At 59.3% G+C, this 19,113-nt stretch carries 15 protein-coding genes; 7 read left to right on the plus strand and 8 right to left on the minus strand.

The window, feature by feature from the left end; genetic code table 11:
* Positions 1-394 precede the first annotated feature (394 nt).
* Positions 395-535: a hypothetical protein gene (locus ACQKRQ_RS24070; protein ID WP_165923958.1), complete on the plus strand. Its 141-nt coding sequence runs from the start codon at positions 395-397 to the stop codon at positions 533-535.
* A gap of 1,033 nt (positions 536-1,568) precedes the next feature.
* On the opposite strand, the gene ACQKRQ_RS24075 is transcribed toward ACQKRQ_RS24070, so the two are convergent.
* Positions 1,569-2,543, minus strand: coding sequence for a ParB/RepB/Spo0J family partition protein (locus ACQKRQ_RS24075; RefSeq protein ID WP_408317773.1), 975 nt, complete (start codon positions 2,541-2,543; stop codon positions 1,569-1,571).
* Entirely contained in the window at positions 2,540-3,757 is a 1,218-nt protein-coding gene (locus tag ACQKRQ_RS24080) for a ParA family protein (protein WP_408224030.1), read from the minus strand. The genes ACQKRQ_RS24075 and ACQKRQ_RS24080 overlap by 4 nt, the downstream gene beginning before the upstream one ends.
* Positions 3,758-4,993: 1,236 nt before the next feature.
* Between ACQKRQ_RS24080 and ACQKRQ_RS24085 the strand changes: the two genes are divergently transcribed.
* Entirely contained in the window at positions 4,994-6,490 is a 1,497-nt protein-coding gene (locus tag ACQKRQ_RS24085; RefSeq protein ID WP_408179737.1) for a replication initiation protein, read from the plus strand.
* 84 nt (positions 6,491-6,574) lie between these two features.
* Positions 6,575-6,949 (plus strand): putative quinol monooxygenase, encoded by a 375-nt coding sequence (locus ACQKRQ_RS24090; protein ID WP_427479863.1) that lies wholly within the window; start codon positions 6,575-6,577, stop codon positions 6,947-6,949.
* A 605-nt stretch (positions 6,950-7,554) separates the two neighbouring features.
* Here ACQKRQ_RS24090 and ACQKRQ_RS24095 read toward each other — a convergent pair.
* The gene (locus tag ACQKRQ_RS24095) at positions 7,555-8,322 is read right to left on the minus strand and encodes an N-acyl homoserine lactonase family protein (RefSeq protein ID WP_427479865.1); all 768 of its coding nucleotides are present in this window, start codon (positions 8,320-8,322) and stop codon (positions 7,555-7,557) included.
* A 1,025-nt stretch (positions 8,323-9,347) separates the two neighbouring features.
* Here ACQKRQ_RS24095 and ACQKRQ_RS24100 point away from each other — a divergent pair.
* Positions 9,348-10,340 (plus strand): LacI family DNA-binding transcriptional regulator, encoded by a 993-nt coding sequence (locus tag ACQKRQ_RS24100; protein WP_408179736.1) that lies wholly within the window; start codon positions 9,348-9,350, stop codon positions 10,338-10,340.
* Between the two features lie 393 nt (positions 10,341-10,733).
* Here the strand turns inward: ACQKRQ_RS24100 and ACQKRQ_RS24105 are convergent, their stop codons facing one another.
* The gene (locus ACQKRQ_RS24105) at positions 10,734-11,633 is read right to left on the minus strand and encodes a LysR family transcriptional regulator (RefSeq protein WP_408179735.1); all 900 of its coding nucleotides are present in this window, start codon (positions 11,631-11,633) and stop codon (positions 10,734-10,736) included.
* 374 nt (positions 11,634-12,007) lie between these two features.
* Between ACQKRQ_RS24105 and ACQKRQ_RS24110 the strand changes: the two genes are divergently transcribed.
* The 3 genes from ACQKRQ_RS24110 to ACQKRQ_RS24120 all read left to right on the plus strand — a co-directional run bounded on the left by ACQKRQ_RS24110 (position 12,008) and on the right by ACQKRQ_RS24120 (position 15,116).
* Positions 12,008-13,303: an MFS transporter gene (locus tag ACQKRQ_RS24110; RefSeq protein ID WP_427479867.1), complete on the plus strand. Its 1,296-nt coding sequence runs from the start codon at positions 12,008-12,010 to the stop codon at positions 13,301-13,303.
* A gap of 183 nt (positions 13,304-13,486) precedes the next feature.
* Positions 13,487-14,266 (plus strand): polysaccharide deacetylase family protein, encoded by a 780-nt coding sequence (locus ACQKRQ_RS24115; RefSeq protein ID WP_427479869.1) that lies wholly within the window; start codon positions 13,487-13,489, stop codon positions 14,264-14,266.
* A complete protein-coding gene (locus tag ACQKRQ_RS24120; RefSeq protein WP_427479871.1) occupies positions 14,250-15,116 on the plus strand; it encodes an amidohydrolase family protein in 867 nt (288 codons plus the stop codon). Before ACQKRQ_RS24115 ends, ACQKRQ_RS24120 begins: the two co-directional genes overlap by 17 nt.
* Before the next feature lie 29 nt (positions 15,117-15,145).
* On the opposite strand, the gene ACQKRQ_RS24125 is transcribed toward ACQKRQ_RS24120, so the two are convergent.
* The 4 genes from ACQKRQ_RS24125 to ACQKRQ_RS24140 form a co-directional block, all read right to left on the minus strand.
* Complete coding sequence (locus ACQKRQ_RS24125) at positions 15,146-15,544, minus strand: RidA family protein (RefSeq protein ID WP_427479872.1); 399 nt, start codon at positions 15,542-15,544, stop codon at positions 15,146-15,148.
* A gap of 106 nt (positions 15,545-15,650) precedes the next feature.
* Entirely contained in the window at positions 15,651-16,697 is a 1,047-nt protein-coding gene (locus ACQKRQ_RS24130; RefSeq protein ID WP_427480282.1) for an alanine racemase, read from the minus strand.
* An 89-nt stretch (positions 16,698-16,786) separates the two neighbouring features.
* The gene (locus ACQKRQ_RS24135; RefSeq protein ID WP_408179729.1) at positions 16,787-17,728 is read right to left on the minus strand and encodes a glutamate cyclase domain-containing protein; all 942 of its coding nucleotides are present in this window, start codon (positions 17,726-17,728) and stop codon (positions 16,787-16,789) included.
* Between the two features lie 47 nt (positions 17,729-17,775).
* Complete coding sequence (locus tag ACQKRQ_RS24140) at positions 17,776-19,077, minus strand: MFS transporter (RefSeq protein ID WP_408288357.1); 1,302 nt, start codon at positions 19,075-19,077, stop codon at positions 17,776-17,778.
* Between the last annotated feature and the right edge of the window lie 36 nt (positions 19,078-19,113).

Consider the following 19,113-nt stretch of genomic DNA (forward strand, 5'->3'; position numbering starts at 1 on the left):
CGCTCGAAGTGAATGGCCCCCGCGGTATTTGGCGCACAGTATCGCCTCGCGCGCGCAACTGTCCTTCTGATCGGTTTCACCAGCGTGCAGCGGGATGATACTTTCCACCTCGTCCGCGTCCCGCCCCTAGCCCGGGCCCGAGTAGCACGAAGACTCAGACATCCTCGGAAGGTCTCGATTCTGTAGAACCGAAAGTGACGGACGGGGTCCGTTCGCATCTGGTGATCGAAGTCCTGCACACTCACCGCCTATCGCGAGACTGATTCTGAGGATGCGAAAAAGCGAGAAGTTTCGTCTCTCTCGCGGGGTGATCCCAACCACGCAGACCCCAGCCAAAGCATCTGCTCATTCTGTGGACTGGTAGTGGATCTTGCGCCACGGATTAGACTAGCCCGTGACGCGGACACCGCTGCGCCTCGCGGAGAACGAAATTCTCGCGCTGGACGTGCGGGAACCACGCCCTTCGCTTGAAGCGGCGCCGCACGCGCTGCACCACACGTTCGTCAACCTGCTCGCGCGGACCACCTGCGCGTAGATGTGCTGCAGCGTGGGCTGCGTTACGCATTCCTCCAGAATGCGACGATCTACATATCGGTAGAGCAGGCCCGCAACCTTTGGGGCAACGGGATAGGTCTAACACGACCGCGCCTGAGTGAGGTAGAGGAAGGCACCGCCACTGGAGGCACTTTCCGCCTAGCTATCAGCGGCGAGCAAATGGACAGTCGAGTCGTTGCGCTGTCGTCATATATTTGCTCGCCTATGGGCCGAAAGGTGAGGATTGAACGCGTGTCAGCGATGCTGGCACCTCTACACGAAGAAAGTCGGACAGATCGAAGCAAATCGACAGTCAACGGCGAGTGTCAGTAATACCGACACTCCGAACAGGGCGCGTCGAAGAGTCGCTGTCGCAACCTGTCAGTACACTCGTGGCTCCTCATGTAGCGGTTGCGCAGATTCCAGTGCATATAAACCTCGGCCACGCGGTCACGCCAACCAAGCCGGTCCCTCACATTCGCAAGAGGAAATACCGTGACCCTAGGCAACGCCGACGTGAGGGCGGTCCGCAACTACAGCAGACGCCACACTCGAAAGCACATCAAGGAGCGTTTGGCATACGTTGAGACCCACGTGATGACCGCGATCCAGTTCATTTTCTGGGCGTCGCTGCGCGCAAGGCTCTGTCCTCTGTGGAATGCACAAGCTCGCTGCTGACTCGTGCGTGGAAGACGACCTCAAAAGAGCTAAGGTTTTCTGCTTACAGTCCTTCTTGTTCAAAACTCAGAGTGTCAGTAACACCGACACTGCTCCCACAGGGCCGGGCCGGCCAAACGTCCACGTCGGGACGCGTCGTCCACCGTATGCGGTTCAGAATCTGTCGGTACAAGTATCGCTGACACATGTGCGCCCAATGTCGCGCCTCGCCCGAGCGAAACGCGAATCGCAGAGACGGCCTGCCATCGACCTCCGCCCTGTCGGCGACAGAGTCCGGTGTCAGTATTACTGACGCCCGCGTCGGCACAAAAAAAAGCCCGCTCGACGCGGGCTCCTTTGTCGCAAGAAATGCTAGGTCACCGCGGCTCGCCCTTGTACAGCTCACTGATAAGCTGCCGAATTCGCGCCTCTTGTGCCTCGGTCAAAGCCGCAGCCTTGATTTTCACGGTAAAGCTATTGACGTCCTTGGTAATGCTTCCCGCCTGGTCTTTTCCGGCGAAGAATTTCTCGATAAGCCTCTCCCGAGCCGTCGTCCCCGACGCACGCCGGGTCACCATCGCGATAATCGCCGGCGCAAGTTTGCCTTGGGCCAGATCTCCCTTGACCACATCTGGCCAGAGTTCGCGTGCAGCCAACTCAGCTTCGCCGCCGTGCTTCTTAAGGGCCGAGACAATTTCCTCTGCAGCGTTACAGCCGAGTAGGGCAGGCTGCAAATCGAGGTCCTTCTTCATGAAGTCCGGCAGATTTTCGAAGGCAAGAAATTGATATAGCCCGGTGCGTGAGAGGCCCACTGCCTCTGCCAGCCTTTTGCGGCTAGGAAACTCGCTCTCAGACCGACGAAGCGAGATGGCCACTTCATAATCGGTGAGGTCGTCCCGATCCATATTCTCGACCAGCGCCAACACAATCATGTCCTGGTCGGAGCACTCGATGACCACCGTCTTGATGTACTCCGCCCCGAGTATCTTGTGTGCTCGCCAGCGTCGCTCCCCTGCCACAATCTGGTAGGCCGATTCAACCCGACGAACCACGATGGGCTGCATGAGCCCGACTTCGCGAATCGACTCTGCCAGCTCGGACAGCTTTGCTTCATTGAATACGCGCCGCGGCTGCCAAGGATTGGGAATAATTTCTGTCACTGGCAACTGCGACGTCGTCCCGGACGACTCAAGCTCCTGTACCCTCAACTGCGCGGCCGCCAATGCTCCGGCCATCCCCGGTGCCGTCTCTGTCCGACTGGCGCGACGGCTGGCATCGGGGGTTCGTTCCGCTGTCGACCGAAGATTTGCGGTCTTGGCCAACATCTGATCACGGATATTGTTGGCGCTCATTGTGCTGGCCTCCATTGCTTGACGAACATGTCATCGACCCATCGGCAATAGTCAATTAACGGCTGCTTGACGCGCGCTAAGGATTTCGCCTGGCTATGCGAGCTGCTGATGTCAAAAACGGTCGTAAATGCGAGAGCACCTGAGCTCATTACGGAACTGGCAGGAACCTCAAACGGGTCCAGCCAGTGACGATACGCGCCTTGTGCCCACGTGCGGACAACCGGTGCCGCGGAAGTGCTGTTGTAATTCACGCGGGTTAGCAGCACAGAAACGAAATCGTACTTTTTGTTAGCTTCGTATTTGATGAACGACTTGGCGACGTCCGAGAAAAGTCGCCAGAAGGAAAGCGAGCTGAAGAAGTCGAGATTCTCCGGGACCATCGGCATTACCATGGCGTCCGCTGCCATCAATGCATTCAGGTTGAGATACGACAGAGAGGGCGATGTATCCAGAATGATGTAGTCGTAGTGCTTGCGCAATGGCGCTAGTCCATCCCGGAGCACCTGCCAGAATTTGAATCCTGCAAGCTTCATCTGCATCGCGGGAAGGTGATACTCAGCCCCGACCAGTTCTGTATGCGCCGGAATGATATCCAACCCATCCCAGTACGTTGGCTGCACCCGGGAGAGCAGACCTCCTTCGACCTTTTGGTCATAGACAAAAGGAAGCACTGTATCGTCCGGAGATACCTCTTTTTCGGCATACAGCCCACATAGCTCGGAAAGCGAAGCCTGGGGGTCAAGGTCGACAACGAGAACCTTTCGCCCGCGCAGGCTCAACCCTTGGGCAAGGCACATCGACGTTGTGGTTTTAGCCGAGCCCCCCTTCAACTGCGACGTGATGAGTACTTTGCCTTCGAAATCGCTCGGTCCAGCTACCAAGGGCGTCTGGTAGATGTCCGACACCTGCTGTACCCAATTTCGGGCTTCAGCTAGTGTAAATAGCCGACTTCGGCTTCGTCCTGTCCCGGTGGACTGCCCTTCCGGCAACACGCCATCCCCCTTGGTTGCGAGGTATTGCACCTGCTGACGCGTCAGGCCGCATAGCTCTGCGACTTCTCCAGTCGTAAACACCGGCGCTTCCTTGCGCGGGCGCGGCGCGAGAATTTGGTCCCGTAGTTCAGTTGCATAATCGGTGACGACGTCCGCGAAATCTGAGATTTCCTCAAGCGTCACGGTTCGGTCTATCGGCATCGGTTGGCTGACATTGGCCATTTCGGAGTTTTCCCTGGAAATTGAAGCTAAACGGAGAATACAGGAAAAACGCAAAAACGGCGTTATGTTGTCGTCCAGTTTCTCAAATATCGTTCGTAAGCCACTGTTTTTTATGCCTTCAACGATATCTGTGGCAGCCAACGTGAACGAAATCACCCGCACAAAATCTCTCACCTTTAAAGCAGGTGACGCAGCCGGGCGATGCAGTTATGGACAAAAGGTGAGAGTTTTTGTCCACTAACCCGCCTGACCGAGCCGAGGAAACGGGCTGAGAGGCTGGAGCTCAAGACATCCGGTAGCGATGAGAGCACATACATTGGACGATTACATTACATTTTTATTTCGTTTGACTGAAGCAGAGGGCAAAGGTGAGAGATTGTGTGCATCGAGACAAATGCCAGTATCGGACGCGCATCCGCATGCACAAAATCCCTCACCCTACGACTATCGACATTCGCCGCTGAAGCTTGTACGTAGGACGATAGTCGCGGCGTAAGTGAATGTGACCGACGGCGTGGACGAAAGACCTCGCGTGTATTGGCCAGCAGAAAATGCTGCACACAATCTCTCACCTTTGAAGCAGGCGCGAAGAACATCACCGAGACGACGTTCCTATTGCATGTGAGGCGGCACTGCTTCTCTCATTCGAAAAGCACCATCGTTCTCGCCATACACTCCTAAACGCGGCGGGAGACTTGTTGTCTCACTCATTTGAGCGCGGAGAGTTGACAGCCCTTTAGGTCTCACGGCATATCTGACCTTTACGCTCGACTCTGATGTCTATCGCCGGCCGTTGAGCTAGCCACGTTGCCGAGCGGTTTGTTCGTTGTTTTAAAAAAAAACGAACTAACAAACCTACAGGGGAAATACCATTCCTTTGTTATCAAACAGTTAGTGCCGGACAGGTGAGACTCAATGTGCCGAAGGTGAGAGAAAATGTGCACCTCAGGTGAGACATCTGGGTGCAGAAGGGGAGATTTATAGTGTGCCGAGGTGAGAGACAAAAGCGCGTTTTACCGAAGGTGAGAGATTTTCCTGCGTCACCTGTGGATAACCGGCTGAAACCCTCTACCATCATGGGCTGCGGCTCCGACTTTTTCACTAGTGGTGAGAGATAGTGTGTCGAAGGTGAGAGATGATGTGCATACTGTTCGTCTCAGTGCCAAAGGTGAGACTTTCTTATTGACATCTCACCTTTGTATGCCTAGAGTCTGCTGAAATTTCCAGGGAACAGGCATGTCCAGCAGCGTCGACCGGCGAGTCACTCCTCTTCAATTTGCACTGGACCTATTCGTCGAGATGGCGCCGGCGCAAAGGTCCATCGATGAGACTAGTCCGGATAAGGATATCGGGTATCAAAAGAACCGGGTCTTCGCGCGGATTATCGGATTAGGACTGTCCGCCAGACGCTTTGTGGATGCCGCTTACTTCATCGTCGCGCAGGACCCTGAAATTCAGGAAACCTATGACGTGACGCTCAGCTTTTTTAAATGGCTGATGCGCTATGACAGCAGGAATAAGAAACATTTTTCCAGCGTCATTCGCAGCGTCAAATCTTCGATGCTCGAAGTGATGAGTGCACCGGTAGTGTCCGTAGATTCGAAAGGACGCATGCTGGAGGAACCTCTCGAACCCGGCGAAGAGGGCAGTGCCGGCGATGACGATGCGGATGAGGACTTGGCCGTCCAGAATGAAGACGGGGACTGGCTTGAGTTGATCGGCCGCGTCAGTGTCAGAAATGGCCGGATTCGCTTCCGCGTGCCTATCGAACTGCAACGCCTCATCAAGGACCCTGAGAACTCGTACTGGACCAGCCTGCTAGTCACCTCGAGATTTACGCTTATCTACGCTCGAGGCATTTACGACCATGTCTTGCCATCCGTACCCAGCGGGCTAACAGACTGGCTGTCACTCGACCTTGTTCGAAACTTGCCTGGCAAGTCATGGGCAAACAACGCTGAGTTCAAGTACTTCAAGCGCGATTATCTCGAGCCAGCCGTCAACCAAATCAACGAACTGTCCGACATCGAGTTGTCGTATGAGACCCGTGCCGGAACTCCCGGCTCGCGAAAGAAAGACCAGATACGTTTCCGGCTCAAACGCAAGGAAGGGGCATTGGCATCCAAAGCGGCCATGCTGAACTCAGTCGTACTTTTCAAAATGCTTCAAGATGAATTCGGACTGTCTGAAAAACAGTTTGAAAAAATCGCTGAGAACAGGTTCGTCTGGACGGACGAGCGCATTCAACAAGCCATCGACTACACCCGCTGGACAATCAGGCAGGGTATCAAGGTGAAAAGAGCATCCGCCTACCTCATGAGGGCTCTTTCGGACAACTACCGGGTATCCGACGCCGACAGGCAGGTCGAGTTGATTCAGGCCCAGCTTGTTGAGGCCGCGACGGGGGAACAGGGGACGAGGTCTGACAGGCAAAAGGAAGTCGAGGCCAGCCTGGCGGCAGCCAACGCGGCCGCCGATAAACGTCGACAGGAGGAGATTCGTCTGGCGCGCGAATTCTTCGACACAGCGGACAAGAAGACACGGGAGGACCTCGTCCGCAAGTTTGTCGCGTCGAGCACGATGGGACTGCGCGCTATTGAGCGTCAAATGCTCAAACCGGCTAATGTCACTGAAGCCAACATTCTGAATCTGCCAGACGTTGCCAATACGTTCAGTTCGTACGTCGCCGGCGAAATTAGAAAAGCTGCGCGTGTACGCGCGCGGAACCCATAACGTTCTGTACGGTTATCAGCAATCCGGCACTTCGCTGCGGAAGTTGTCCGACCAGAACCGCACGGTGAGGCCCTGTCAGCAAGCATGTCCAAATGCGGCTATCATTTTCGCGCGGCGATCGGCGCCGAAACAGGAAAGGAAGAAATCCGGATGATCCATGTCATTGCAACGATCACTACCCAGCCCGGTCAACGCGAAGCCGTGCTGGCGCTTTTCAACAAAAACCGTCCGGCGGTGCTGGCGGAAGAGGGGTGCATTAGCTACGAGGCTGTAGTCGACGTACCGGACTTCGGGACGATTCAGACATCGCTCGGCACTGATACCTTTGCTGTAATCGAACGCTGGGAAAGCGCGGAAGCGTTAAAGGCGCATGCGGCCTCCGCGCATATGGCCGAATACGGACGCAATACTCGTCCGTTGCTCGTGAGCCGCGTCATTAACGTGCTCCAGGCTTGCTGAAGGGCCGGACTCGCGCAGCCCTGCGTTTGATGAGCAGGGAATGTCTGAAGCAGTCAGGCACCTGAACGATCAATGATGCGGTGAATGCGTTCGGTGCATATTGGCTGTGACGGTGCGATGGGATCAGTGTGCTCTTGGCCACTCCTGCGCAGCGGAAGCCGAATCAATTGCGCGCGGATCTGGGAACGGAACGACGCTGGTACTTGTGGCCCGCCTACAGGGCTCGAACCCGTTCTTCACGAACAGCAGGAAAATCGGGAAGACGCTGCTTCGAATAGACGAATCGCCAAACGTACGGCCGCCCGTTGCAACGCGTTATGGACCATGGTCCGCGATAGTTCTGCGATGCTCCACAGCACCCGCGTCATGGCGATGAGCGCCTTGCCGTATCTCTGGTCGGTGAGCCAGCCCAGATCGGCTGCGCGATGCATAGCCGGGAAACAGCGCGCCGGAGGCGAAGTCGAGTACCGCGGAGGTCGACGCCAGCTCGCTGCGATGGCCGGTATCGCGAAGCCCAGGTTGATGCGATATGAAGTTGATCATCGTCGCCCTGCGGCCGAAACCATCTCTGCCTCATCGCCTGTTTCCGTTGCAATACCGACCGCTTACCGGACCTGCGGCGGGGGATACACCTTGCAATCGAAAACCTTTGGCTCATGCGCCGGCAGCACTGTTGCTCCAAGCGCCGCGATGCGGCGGAAGCTTTCGTCGTAAGCGCGCAGGTCCGTGTGGTTGCCGTTCGGGATCGGCTCGCTGCCATCCTCCGGCCAGTTCTCGTAGAGTGGAATCAGGTCGCCCGCGATGAGATACGGTCCTGCCTGCGTGTCGACCAACACACCCTGTGAGCCCGCCGTATGTCCCGGCAGGCGCAATACGCGGATGCCCGGCACCACGTCGGCGTCACCGAACGCCACGTCCATCCGGTCGAGAATGTCCACCCACGGTGGAGCGCGGCCGCGCTGGTTGGTTTCGTAGATCGGACGCTGGAACGGCACCGGCCAGACTGCCTCTTTCAACTCGGCTTCCTGGACATGAAAGCGTGCGTTCGTGAACAACCGCGCGCCGCCGACGTGGTCGTTATGCAGATGAGTGAGAATGACCAGTTCGACGGAAGCCGGGTCGACGCCTTCGCGCGCCAGACCGTACTGCAGCAGGTCGTCGATTCCGGCATCCGTCTCGGTGTAGCACTGCGGTGCGCGCGAGCGGGGACCCGGCCCGGCATCGACGACGATCGTTTGGCGAGCGCTGCGCAGCAACCACGCAATATACGGCGCGTGCAGGCGCGCGGAACCGCAGTTCTTGCGGTACAAAAAACACGAGCGCTCATGGTCGACGATATCGCCGCAGCGGATCGGTACGATGGTGAATGCCATGTCTGAGGCTCGCTTCAACTGCTTTGTGGTGCTGACGCAGCGTGCCCACGTGACGGGCCGGGCCGTGGCCGAATCTGGGTCGGTGATCAGATGAACGGTCGTGGGGCGAGTTCGGTCGTTTCCATTCCCACCGATTCATGAGGAAGGTGATGCTGCGATCTTATCGGTACACATGACTCCGCCGCGCGCATTGCCGGGCGATAAGGTGCGTTGTCGCGGCCACAGTATAGGTAAAGTGAGTAAGCGCTTTCTCTCCAATTTATTGGGGGTTTATCCGAGAAAAGCCCCCGGACTCTACGTGCTTTTGATTAAATTTTGAAGGAAATCTCAAACGCTAGAGAAACGATTACTTAAATTGTGTATTTGGCGAATGCCACTTTGGGTGCCGCTGAGCCCGGTCTTCGCACGCCGACGTCAAACGCGTGGTGCCCGCGAGTTCGAATCACCCGATGGGATTGCAGCGATGCCACCGGGTAATCGCCAATGCGCTCGGCTGGATGGACGCGGAACAGGCACGGCATATCGGTCGCATGCATGCGGATCAACTGGTTTCGTCCCGGCAGTACGCCGACGGCGCTGCGCCATCCTTTCGTTTTGCTCAGCCATCACGACACGATGCGACTGACAAAGCGCTGCATCGATTACCCCGACTAGCAGTTCGTGATCGCCCCCAGTGTGTAGAGCAATGCGCGCAACCGCAGGGGCAAAACGCACGGCAGCTGGGCTACGCGCCGGGAGAATAGCGCACGATGGTACGCCGTACAGATCGCGGCCACGGGGCGGGTGAAGGATCGGCACGAGGCGCTCTTTCCGGCAGCTTCGACTGACTCGTACAGTCCTGACGCGAACGCTGAACGGAGCGAGCAGGCGAAGGCCCGCGCCCAGCGGTGGCCATTTCTCAAGGTGCCGCGTTATAGTATGCCGCACAGGGAAGGCGCGATGGTGCGCCTCGACATCGGGCAGGGTGGAAGTTGACCAACGAGGCAAAGAAAAGAGCGCCGCGCCGCAAATCGAATGCGATTTCCGTGATCGATGTTGCACGCGCGGCAGGGGTATCGACTGCGACCGTTTCGCGCGTGTTGAACGGCAACGCAAAGGTAGCGGCTGAACTGCAGAACCGCGTGCGCGACATCGCGCAGGAACTCGGCTATACACCGCACGCCGCGGCGCGTGCGCTGGCATCGCAGCGCTCGAAAACGATTGGCGCGGTGATCCCATCGCTGGAAAACCAGAACTTCGCGATCGGCGTGTTCGCGCTGCAAAAGCGCATCGGAGAAGCCGGCTATACATTGCTGCTCGGATGCTCGTACTACGACCAGGAAGACGAACTGAAGCAGGTCCGTGCCCTGATCGCGGACGGTATCGCCGGGTTGATGCTCGTGGGCCGCAGCCACTCGCCTGCGCTCTACGAACTGATCAAGAAGGAACAGATTCCGCTCGTCAATGGCTGGACAGTCGATCACGACCACCCGTATGTCGGCTTCGACAACGTGGCGGTCGGCCGTCGGCTTGCCGAGTATCTGCTCGATCTCGGGCACACGCGCTTCGGCATGATTACGCAAATGACGCAGCACAGCGATCGTGCGGCTGATCGCATCATCGGCGTGCGCGCGGCGCTGCAGTCGCGCGGGCTGCAGTTGCGCCACGAACATCTGATCGAGATGCCGCACAAGATCATTGAAGGGCAGATGGCGATGAAGGCGTTGATGAACGGCCCTGAGCGACCGACGGCCGTCATTTGCGGCACCGATCTGCTTGCGATCGGCGCGCTGGCCGAGGCGCGCGAGTCGGGTATCGACGTACCGGGCGACCTGTCGATCGCGGGCATCAACGACATCGAATTTTCCAGCTTCACGTCGCCGCCGCTAACGACCATGCGGCTCGCCGCTGATGAAATCGGCGCGCGCAGCGCCGAGTATCTGCTCGCACGGATCGAAGGACGACCGGTGAGTTCGCAGTATATCGTTCCGACCGACCTGATCGTGCGCGGCACGACGGCACGTCCTCGCAACACCTAGGTCGCCCACGCGCGGTGTGGCGCGTCATGGAAAGACGCAAAGTCGGGCGAGCACGGACTGCGGCGCGTGGCGACCACGGGCCGGCGATCCGTGTGTCCGGACAGACAGCTCGGATTCTGAGTGACTCCGACAACAAGTGCATGGCTGACGCCTACTCCGCACCATGCGCAGACTCAGCACGCAACGAGTGCGGCCGCATTCGCTTCGGCGGCAGCGCGCGCCTCAGATTTGCCGAACAGCAACGGCAAGAATGCCCATTTAGCGACCTGCGTCGGCAAGTTCCATGCACGACGGTCGACGTCTGCCAGAGCTCGACCGCTCCCTGTCCTGATGAACACGCCGTACGCCGGTCTCGCGCTGTACGGCGCGCAATAGTCCACCCCCGCTCGCCGACTACCCCGGAATAAGCACGCGACTGCGCGTGAGCACCTCTTTGGCCAACTCCACGATGGTATCCGCGCCGCTAAGACACTCTTCCTGATAGGCGACAAAGAACCCTTGCTGAGTGATTGGCCGCTCAGTGTTCAGCACGTGAATCAGCCCGGAATCGATCTCCGCGCGCATTATCGCGGGCGACAACACGGCCGCCGCGTGTCCGGCCGCGACGAGCCGCGACATCATCGACAGGGAATTGCATGAGCTGATGTTGTCCGGATTGCAACCTGCGCTGCGAAACCAGTTCATCACCAGCGAATGGTTCGATGACGGTTGCGAGACGGTGATGATCGGCACCGACGCAAGATCGTGAGGCGCGATTTTGTTATTGGGCACGAGTTGCGGCGACGCAACCCAGTGCAGATCGGTGTGGCCGATGGCGGTCTCGACCACGTGGGGCGCATCGGTGGAATCGTTCAGTATCGCTATGTCAAGTTCGTGCGCGCCAAGCTTGCGTCCGAGCGCGACGCCCACATCGATCGTGAGTTCGATCTTCATGTGCGGATAGCGCGTCTTGAGTTGCGTCAGTAGATCCGCAAGCCCAGCGTGGGCGATGGACTCGATCGCGCCGAGACGCAGAAGCCCGTACATGGGGTCGGTACGTTTCGCGATCTGTTCGAGTTTCTCGGCGAGCTTCAGCACCTGTTCCGCATCGGCGAGCGCGTCGCGGCCTGCGAGCGTGAGTTCGGAGCGCGTCCGGCTGCGCGTGAATAGCTGCACGCCGAGATGTTCTTCGAACTCCTGGATACGCGCCGAAATGGTCGGCTGCGTGAGATGTTGATGACGCGCCGCCGCATGAAACCCTCCTAACCGCGCCACCCAGTAAAAGGTTTCAATTTGCTGAAGAGAAATACGCATGATCGAAGGTTTCTATCAGATGGTCTCGCTAACTTTGATTATCTCCCGGAAAAATTGCATTCGTATACTCGGTGCACTCCTTGGTTGCCTCTCTATCGACACCGAAGCGCTCTGACGATGAATTGGGAATCCTTATGATAAGAGAGTCACTGCTCGCTCTCGCACTTTCGAACGCGTTCGCCATTCCAGCGTTTGTGCAAAGCAGCGTCATGTTGTACGGGATGATCGATGAGGGGCTGACCTACGTCAGCAACGCGGCCGGCCATAGTCAATGGGCCGCTGCAAAGCGGCGTCGAGGGCGGCGTGCGGCCCTGCGCGTGAGATTTTGATAGCGCCGCCCGAGCGGCAACCACTACTGAAGCAGGGGAGTGAACATGAACACGAGAATGGCAGCGGTGGCGCACGGCCGTAAATCATCGGTTCGATGGAGGATCTTCTGGTTCCTGCTCGTGCTGATCACGATCAACTACGTGGACCGCGCTTCGCTGTCGGTCGCGATGCCGCTGATCTCGAAGGAGTTCTCGCTCCCGCCGATGGTGCAAGGCTTGATTCTGAGTTCGTTCTTCTGGTCGTATACGGTGATGCAGATTCCAGCGGGCCTGCTGGTCGACCGTTTCAAGCCGCGCATCGTGATCACGGTGGCGACGCTCGTCTGGGGAGGCTTTCAGGCCGGCGCGGGATTCTGCACGAACGCTGCTTCACTGCTGCTCATGCGTCTCGGTCTTGGGTTCGCCGAGGCGTCGATCGCGCCCGCCGGCGGTAAGCTCAATGCGCTATGGCTGACGCGCAACGAACGCACAAGGGGCGCGTCGCTAATGGACGGCGGAGCGCCGCTCGGCGCAGCGGTGGGATCGCTGTTGATCTCGGCGTTGATCGGAGTATTGGGCTCGTGGCGCCTCGCGTTTGTGGTTGCGGGTGTCGCCACGACGCTGGCCGGCGCCCTGGCCTGGGTCTATATCCGCAATCATCCGCGCGAGCATCCGGCGGTCAACGAAGACGAAGCATCGTTCATCGAGCGTTCGCACGAGGAAGAACTGGAGCGCGAGCCGGCCAACGCATCCGGGCGTGCAATCGACTTTCTGAAGTATCGCTCCTTCCTGTTCATGTTCTTCGGCTTCATGTGCTGCAACACGTTGTTCAATGGATTGCTCACGTGGATGCCGAGCTATCTGATCAAGGAGCACGGCCTCGATATCCGTCAAATGGGTGGGTCGAGTTTCATCATTTATTTTTCGGGCTTCGCCGGCGAACTCGTCGGCGCGTGGCTTGCCGATAAGTGGCTGGCGGCGGGCGGCAGGCCGAACACGGTATTGCGGACGATTTTCGGCGCGGCTGGCGTGATTGCCACCGTCTCGGTGTTTTCGGTGGCTTACTTGTCCAGCGCGACGCTGGTCGTCGTGTTGCTCTCATGCACGGTTTTCTTTCTGCGCTGGGGCAACCTGTACTGGTGCATTCCACCTTTGCTTGCCACGCGCAACAAGGTCGGCACACTAGGTGGCTTTCTGAACCTGGGAGCGGCGGTCGGCGGCATTGGTGCGCCGATTCTGGTCGGCGGGATTGTCCAGGCGACCGGTTCGTATTTTCTCGCCATGATGTTCTTTGCGGCGACCGGCGTTGGCTTGCTGCTTTGCTCACTCGGCATCGACTACGAGAAGAAGTTGCCTGTATGAGACCCGCGCTACCGCTTTCCGGTCTTCAATTAATAACTGTCAGTAAGGACTTTGATGAACCCAGATGACTCGCATAGCCAGCCTTGGCAATGGCCTGAAGCCCATTGGCGGAAGTTGGTCGACCAGGTACGCGCGGGACGCGCGCTTCGCCCCAATGGCTGGCCTGCTGGAGCGCGCTGCGCGGTGGCGCTCTCATTCGATTGCGACCACGAAACCAGTGAATTGCGCGAGGGCGGAAAGTCGATCGGCCGGCTCAGTTGGGGGCAGTACGGTAGCCGGGCGGGCATGCCGCGCATTCTCGACGTGCTGCGCAAATATGCCGTGCCGGCCTCGTTCTTCGTACCCGCGGTCACTGCGCTATTGCATCCGGAAGAAGCGCGCAGCATCGTCGGCGACGGCCACGAAATCGGCCTGCACGGCTGGATTCATGAATTGAACTCGGTGCTCCCGCATGAGGCGGAGCGCGATCTGTTGCTACGCTCGGCGGACACGCTCGAGACCATCACCGGGCAGCGTCCTGTGGGCATGCGTACGCCGTCATGGGATTTCAGCCCGCATACGCTGTCCATCGCGCGCGAAATGGGATTGCGCTACGATTCGTCGCTGATGGCCGACGTCGACTGCTATGAACTGCTCGAGGCCGGCGTGCCGAGCGGTCTCGTCGAACTGCCCGTCGAGTGGATTCGCGACGACGGCGCGTATCTGATCATGAATCGCTTCGAGGCGGTGCGGCCTTATACGTCGCCAGCCGACGTCTACGATATCTTTCGCCGCGAGTTCGACGCGGCCTATGCGGAGGGTGGCGTATTCCAGTTGACGATGCATCCGCACGTCACCGGTTACCGGTCGAGGATATGGATTCTCGAAGAAATCATCCGGCACGCGCAGTCGTTGCCGGGAGTGTGGTTCGCGACACATCGCGATGTCGCCGAATGGGCACTTGAACATGCACAACCGACCTGAATCCAGTGTGCGATCCGGCGGCGCCGGGCAGCCGTGCTTTCCGGTTCCGCCGAAGGCAACCGATAGTCACCACCATATCTACGATGCGCGGTATCCAGTCGATCCGTCAGCGCAGTTGCAGCCGCCCGACGCGACGGTCGCCGACTATCGCGCGTTGCAGCGGAGGCTGGGTGTCGAGCGACATGTCGTCGTTCAACCGTCTACGTATGGAACCGACAACCGTTGTCTGCTCGATGCCTTATCGCAATTCGGAGAGACCGCGCGCGGTATCGCGACCTTGCCCGTCACCGTGACGGATGGTGAGCTGGCCGCTCTTCACGATATGGGTGTACGCGGACTGCGCTTTAACCTCGAATACCTGGTCGGCGTCACGGTATCGATGATGGCGCCGCTCTCGAAACGGATCGAACCGTTCGGCTGGCACATTCAGGTCAATGCCACCGCCGCGCAGCTACTCGCGCATCGGCAGTTGCTTGCGAATCTGTCGTCGCCGCTCGTGATCGATCATATGGGGCAGATCCCGCAACCGGACGGCACGGAGCATGCCGCGTTCCGGATGGTCGAGGCGCTGCTGGCCGGCGGCCGTACCTGGGTCAAATTGAGCGGTCCCTATCTTGCGTCGAAAAGCGGAGCGCCGGTCTACGCCGACGCCGGCACTGTCGCGCTCAGGTTGGCCCGGCTTGCCCCGGACAGGATGCTGTGGGGAACGGACTGGCCTCATCCGACGCAAGCGGCCGACAACAAGCCGGACGCTGCCCATTTGCTGGATGACCTGGCGCTGTGGATACCCGAGGAATCGACGCGGCACCGAATCCTCGTTGAAAATCCTGCGAGGCTTTACGGCTTTTAGCATGCGTGTGGCACGCCGCGCCGCCTGGTTCAATGCTTGCCGATGTAGGCAACCACGTCGATCTCTACGAGCACACCTTGCAGACCGGCTTCGACGGTCGTTCGCGCCGGCTTGTGCTGGGCAAACCAGTTCGCGTAGAGCGCGTTGAAGCGGCTAAAGAGCGTCAAGTCGGTTAGATAGACCGTGACCTTGACGACATCCTGCAGTCTCGCGCCGGCGGCCGTCAGCACCCGCTCGACATTCGCGAGCGTTGCACGGGTCTGCTCTTCGATCGACTCGCCGATCAGCTTCCGGTCGGCGTCGCGCGGCGTCTGGCCGGACAGGAAGACGAAGTCGCCCGCGATCATCGCGGAAGAATAGTGACCGCCTGGTTTGAAGTCGGTTGGATTGACGCTACGCAATGCGCGGGACGTGCCGCTATCGTTCATGTTTTTTCCCTTCGCCTTGATCTGGTGTTTTTCCAACTTGCCGTATGACGCGCGTGGCTGCGTGGCGTCGCTTCAATCGACTTCTGCCCGCCGCGAGCCTTATGGCTTATCGACGGTTCCCGAGTTGTTCACGCACTTCCCACGACCCTTCCGCGGTGAGCACCATTGCGCAGGGGTAGAGATAAGCCGTCGTGCAAGCGTGGCGCGGCAATAGCATCACCCGGTCGCCGACTGCCAGATCGGTGTTTTCGACCACCACGTGCTCTTCGCTCATCATGACGATCTTGCCGTCCCAGCGAAAGCGCTCGGCCAGCGGCTTGTCCGGCGAGATCGCCTTCGATCCCGCATCGAGTGTGGCGGTCGTGCTATTGCGTGAAATCACCGTGGCCAGCACATAGGCGCTCGGCGTCCAGCCGAGTGCAGGCAACTCCAGGTCGTGTTGAGCGCTCGAATAGGCCCAACTGCCGGGGGACACGAAATCGGCGAGTGTGAGCGGCCACAGATCGAACGTATAGCTACCCCCGGCGATGAGCCTTCTCGACAATCCTTCTGCCTCGGCGGCGCGCGTCAGCGCCGTGACTTCTCCTACGATGGCGGCCACCCGCTTGCGGCGTGTGGCATGGTCGAGATCATGGATGTGGCCGTCGTAGACATGCCATCCTCCAAAGCAGCCAAGCGTGGCCAGCTCACGGGCCAATTGCAGCGTTGCTGTTGCTATCGGCGCTCCGGTTCTGCCCATGCCGGCATCCAGATCGATAAGCAGCGAGAGATTGGGCAACTGCGCCCCATTCGTCGCGAGTCGCCACGCGGCTACGCCTGCCGCCGAGTCGACGAGCGCCTCGACCCGTGCGTCCGGATGAGCATGCGCCAGCGCGAGCACGGTACGGATATGAGCAGGGTTCACAGTCGGATACGCCCAGACGACGTGTTTCGCGCCGGCCTCGAGCACCATCGCCACTTCCGCCACGGTAGCGGTCTTGAATGCGGTTACGCCCTCGCGAATCAGTCTCTTGACGATCCACCCTGCGCGATGCGTCTTCACATGCGGCATGAGGCGCTCCACCCCTCCACACGCGCGGGCGGTCGCATGCAGGTTATCGACGATGCCGCGCTCGGATACGATGAAACACGGTGTCTGCAATTCTTCTGGCAAGCTGGCGGCCCATGACGGCGCACGTTTGAGAGCGGTACTCGAAAGGTCGAACATGGTTGGTGCGTTAAGAGAAGAAAAGGGCGTGGCGCTCACGAGTGCGACGGCGCTGCGAGATATCCGTCAACGTGAGCTCTGAGCTGACTCAGCACTTGTGCGTGCTGTTCCCACGACAGCCGGTCGACGCTCATCTTTGGCGTAGCGGGGCGGTCGATGCGGCTATCGTCAACCGCCTGCCCGACGTCGACGGCCGCGGCTAGATACGCCCGGTCGCGCTCCGGCGTGAAATCGGTGAGCAACCGCGCGGCCGCATCTCGCGGCGCGACCATCGCCATCGCGGATACCAGGCCCCAGCCGCCCCAGTTCGAGACGCTGGAAACGATCAGGTAGTCGGCGGGAATGGCTGCGCTGATCAATGGGCCGTTGGGAATGTCGTCGTGGACGATTTCTTCGGGCAGCACGCCCATGCCGATTTCATTGCCGCCGTCGCCGATGCCGATCGTGACCCACGGACGCGGCCACTCGGGATCCTCGAACAGGAGATGCAGCGGAGCGGTATCGTCGGACATGTCGGCGCCGTACTCGCGGTGCGGCTTGCCGTCGCTCGCGGGCGACACCCGCTCGATCGCGATCATATGCGTGATCGGACGTTCAGCCTCGCTGAGCCGGGCTCTTAGCGACTTGACCGATGCGGCGCTCACCGAGGTAATCTCGAACGCGACGTCTTTCGGCAATTCCGTTGTAACAGCCCAGACCGCCTTGCAGCATGGCGCGTCCGAGATTACCGTCACCGGTATGCCGAGGTTCGAAAGTGCGGCGGCCAGGTGGGCCATGCCGCCCAGTCCGTCCGTCTCCGGCGAGGGCGGCACGGCATTGCGTATGAAGAAGCCAGTCACGATACCGACGTGGGCGTTGGGCGTGCTCATGATCGAGCGCGCGGCTGCTTCCAGCTGACCTTCAACGAACCGTTTCATGCGGCCAATATCGCGTCGGACGGTTTGGCCAATGATGTCTTCGACTTTTGCTATTCCCATTTTCCAATCTCAGTAGCAACGTTGTTCATGCGAGGCGCGGCGATGGCTTAGACCGGAATCTTCGTTTCATAATCGATTCCGATCGAACAGAGCATCAGGCCGACGCCCATTGCGGCGAAACACATCAGCGCGAGGAAATAGGAGCCAGTGAATTGAACGATCGCGCCGATCGCGATCGGGATCACCATGCCGCCGATATTCCCACCGAAGTTGAGCAGACCGCCGAGCACGCCCACCTTGTTGCGCGAGGCGAGCATCGCGGGGATCGACCAGTACAGACCACCCCAGCGCAGAAAGAAGAGCGTGATGGACAGCAGGATCACGACCATCGTGGGGCTCGTCGCATGTGCGACTGAAAACACCGCAATCGTGGCGACCACGCCGGCGATACCGAAGATCGTGCGCATGACGCGGTTCGGCGCGGCGCCGCTCGCGAGCCACTTGTCGGCGACGTAGGCACCGCAGAGTTCGCCAATGAAGCCGCAGAAGAAGATCACGAAGCTGGCGCCGCCCATCTGCTGAATGTTGAAGCCCTGCACTTTCTGCAGATAGGTGGGCATCCACGTCAACAGGCCGTAGTAAAGCGTCGTGCAACACATGAAGCCGACGAACATCAGCAACACTGAGCGATACCTGAAGAAATCGAGCGAGTTGCCTGACAGGTCTTTCGCTTCTTTTTCATCTTCCTTGCGGCGGGCCTGTTCGATATGTTCCGCTTCGGCTTCGTTGACCCCGGCGTGATCGCGCGGTTGATTCTTGATGTAGTACCAGGCGCCTACGCCGCATAGGACCGTGCCGACGCCGGCGATCGCGAACGCTGTGCGCCATGAGTGCGCCACTACGATCAGCCAGGTGATCAGAACTGATCCGAGCGCTGCGCCGAGCGGCGAACCGCCGTCCATCAGCGATGCGCCACGAACCCGCTCATGCTGCGTGAGCCACATCGCATTGAGCGCACCTCCCGCCGAGGCCACGGGCGCTTCCGCCACACCGAGTCCGAGCCTCGTCGCAAGCAAAGACATTGCATTGGTCGTCAACGCGCCAAGACCCTGGAAGGCACCCCAGAGCAAGGTGCACAGCGCGAGGACCAGCCGCGGCTTGAAGCGGTCGACTGCCATGCCGCCCGGAATCTGCATCAGCGTGTACGACCAGAAAAACGAACTCATGATGAGGCCTTGCATGACCGGCGTAAGCGTGAACTCGCTTGCGATCATCGGCATCGCGACGGACAGGGATGCACGATCGATGTAGTTGACCGTGACCAGCAGCAACATGATGAGAAAAATCTTCCAGCGAACCGATGTCTTCGGCTGCGCGTACGCGACGACCGCGGCGGGTGCTCTGCTCATGCCTGCTTCTCCTGACTCGCTATTTGAATGTCACGT

The organism is Paraburkholderia sp. NPDC080076 (assembly GCF_050281145.1).
Lineage (GTDB): Bacteria > Pseudomonadota > Gammaproteobacteria > Burkholderiales > Burkholderiaceae > Paraburkholderia.

Coding starts and splice junctions, on each gene's coding strand:
- ACQKRQ_RS24075 (WP_408317773.1), bottom strand. CDS start 2,543: ATGAGCGCCAACAATATCCGTGATCAGATGTTGGCCAAGACCGCAAAT.
- ACQKRQ_RS24125 (WP_427479872.1), bottom strand. CDS start 15,544: ATGAACGATAGCGGCACGTCCCGCGCATTGCGTAGCGTCAATCCAACC.
- ACQKRQ_RS24120 (WP_427479871.1), top strand. CDS start 14,250: ATGCACAACCGACCTGAATCCAGTGTGCGATCCGGCGGCGCCGGGCAG.
- ACQKRQ_RS24105 (WP_408179735.1), bottom strand. CDS start 11,633: ATGCGTATTTCTCTTCAGCAAATTGAAACCTTTTACTGGGTGGCGCGG.
- ACQKRQ_RS24090 (WP_427479863.1), top strand. CDS start 6,575: ATGTCCAAATGCGGCTATCATTTTCGCGCGGCGATCGGCGCCGAAACA.
- ACQKRQ_RS24080 (WP_408224030.1), bottom strand. CDS start 3,757: ATGGCCAATGTCAGCCAACCGATGCCGATAGACCGAACCGTGACGCTT.
- ACQKRQ_RS24135 (WP_408179729.1), bottom strand. CDS start 17,728: ATGGGAATAGCAAAAGTCGAAGACATCATTGGCCAAACCGTCCGACGC.
- ACQKRQ_RS24085 (WP_408179737.1), top strand. CDS start 4,994: ATGTCCAGCAGCGTCGACCGGCGAGTCACTCCTCTTCAATTTGCACTG.
- ACQKRQ_RS24140 (WP_408288357.1), bottom strand. CDS start 19,077: ATGAGCAGAGCACCCGCCGCGGTCGTCGCGTACGCGCAGCCGAAGACA.
- ACQKRQ_RS24095 (WP_427479865.1), bottom strand. CDS start 8,322: ATGGCATTCACCATCGTACCGATCCGCTGCGGCGATATCGTCGACCAT.
- ACQKRQ_RS24110 (WP_427479867.1), top strand. CDS start 12,008: ATGAACACGAGAATGGCAGCGGTGGCGCACGGCCGTAAATCATCGGTT.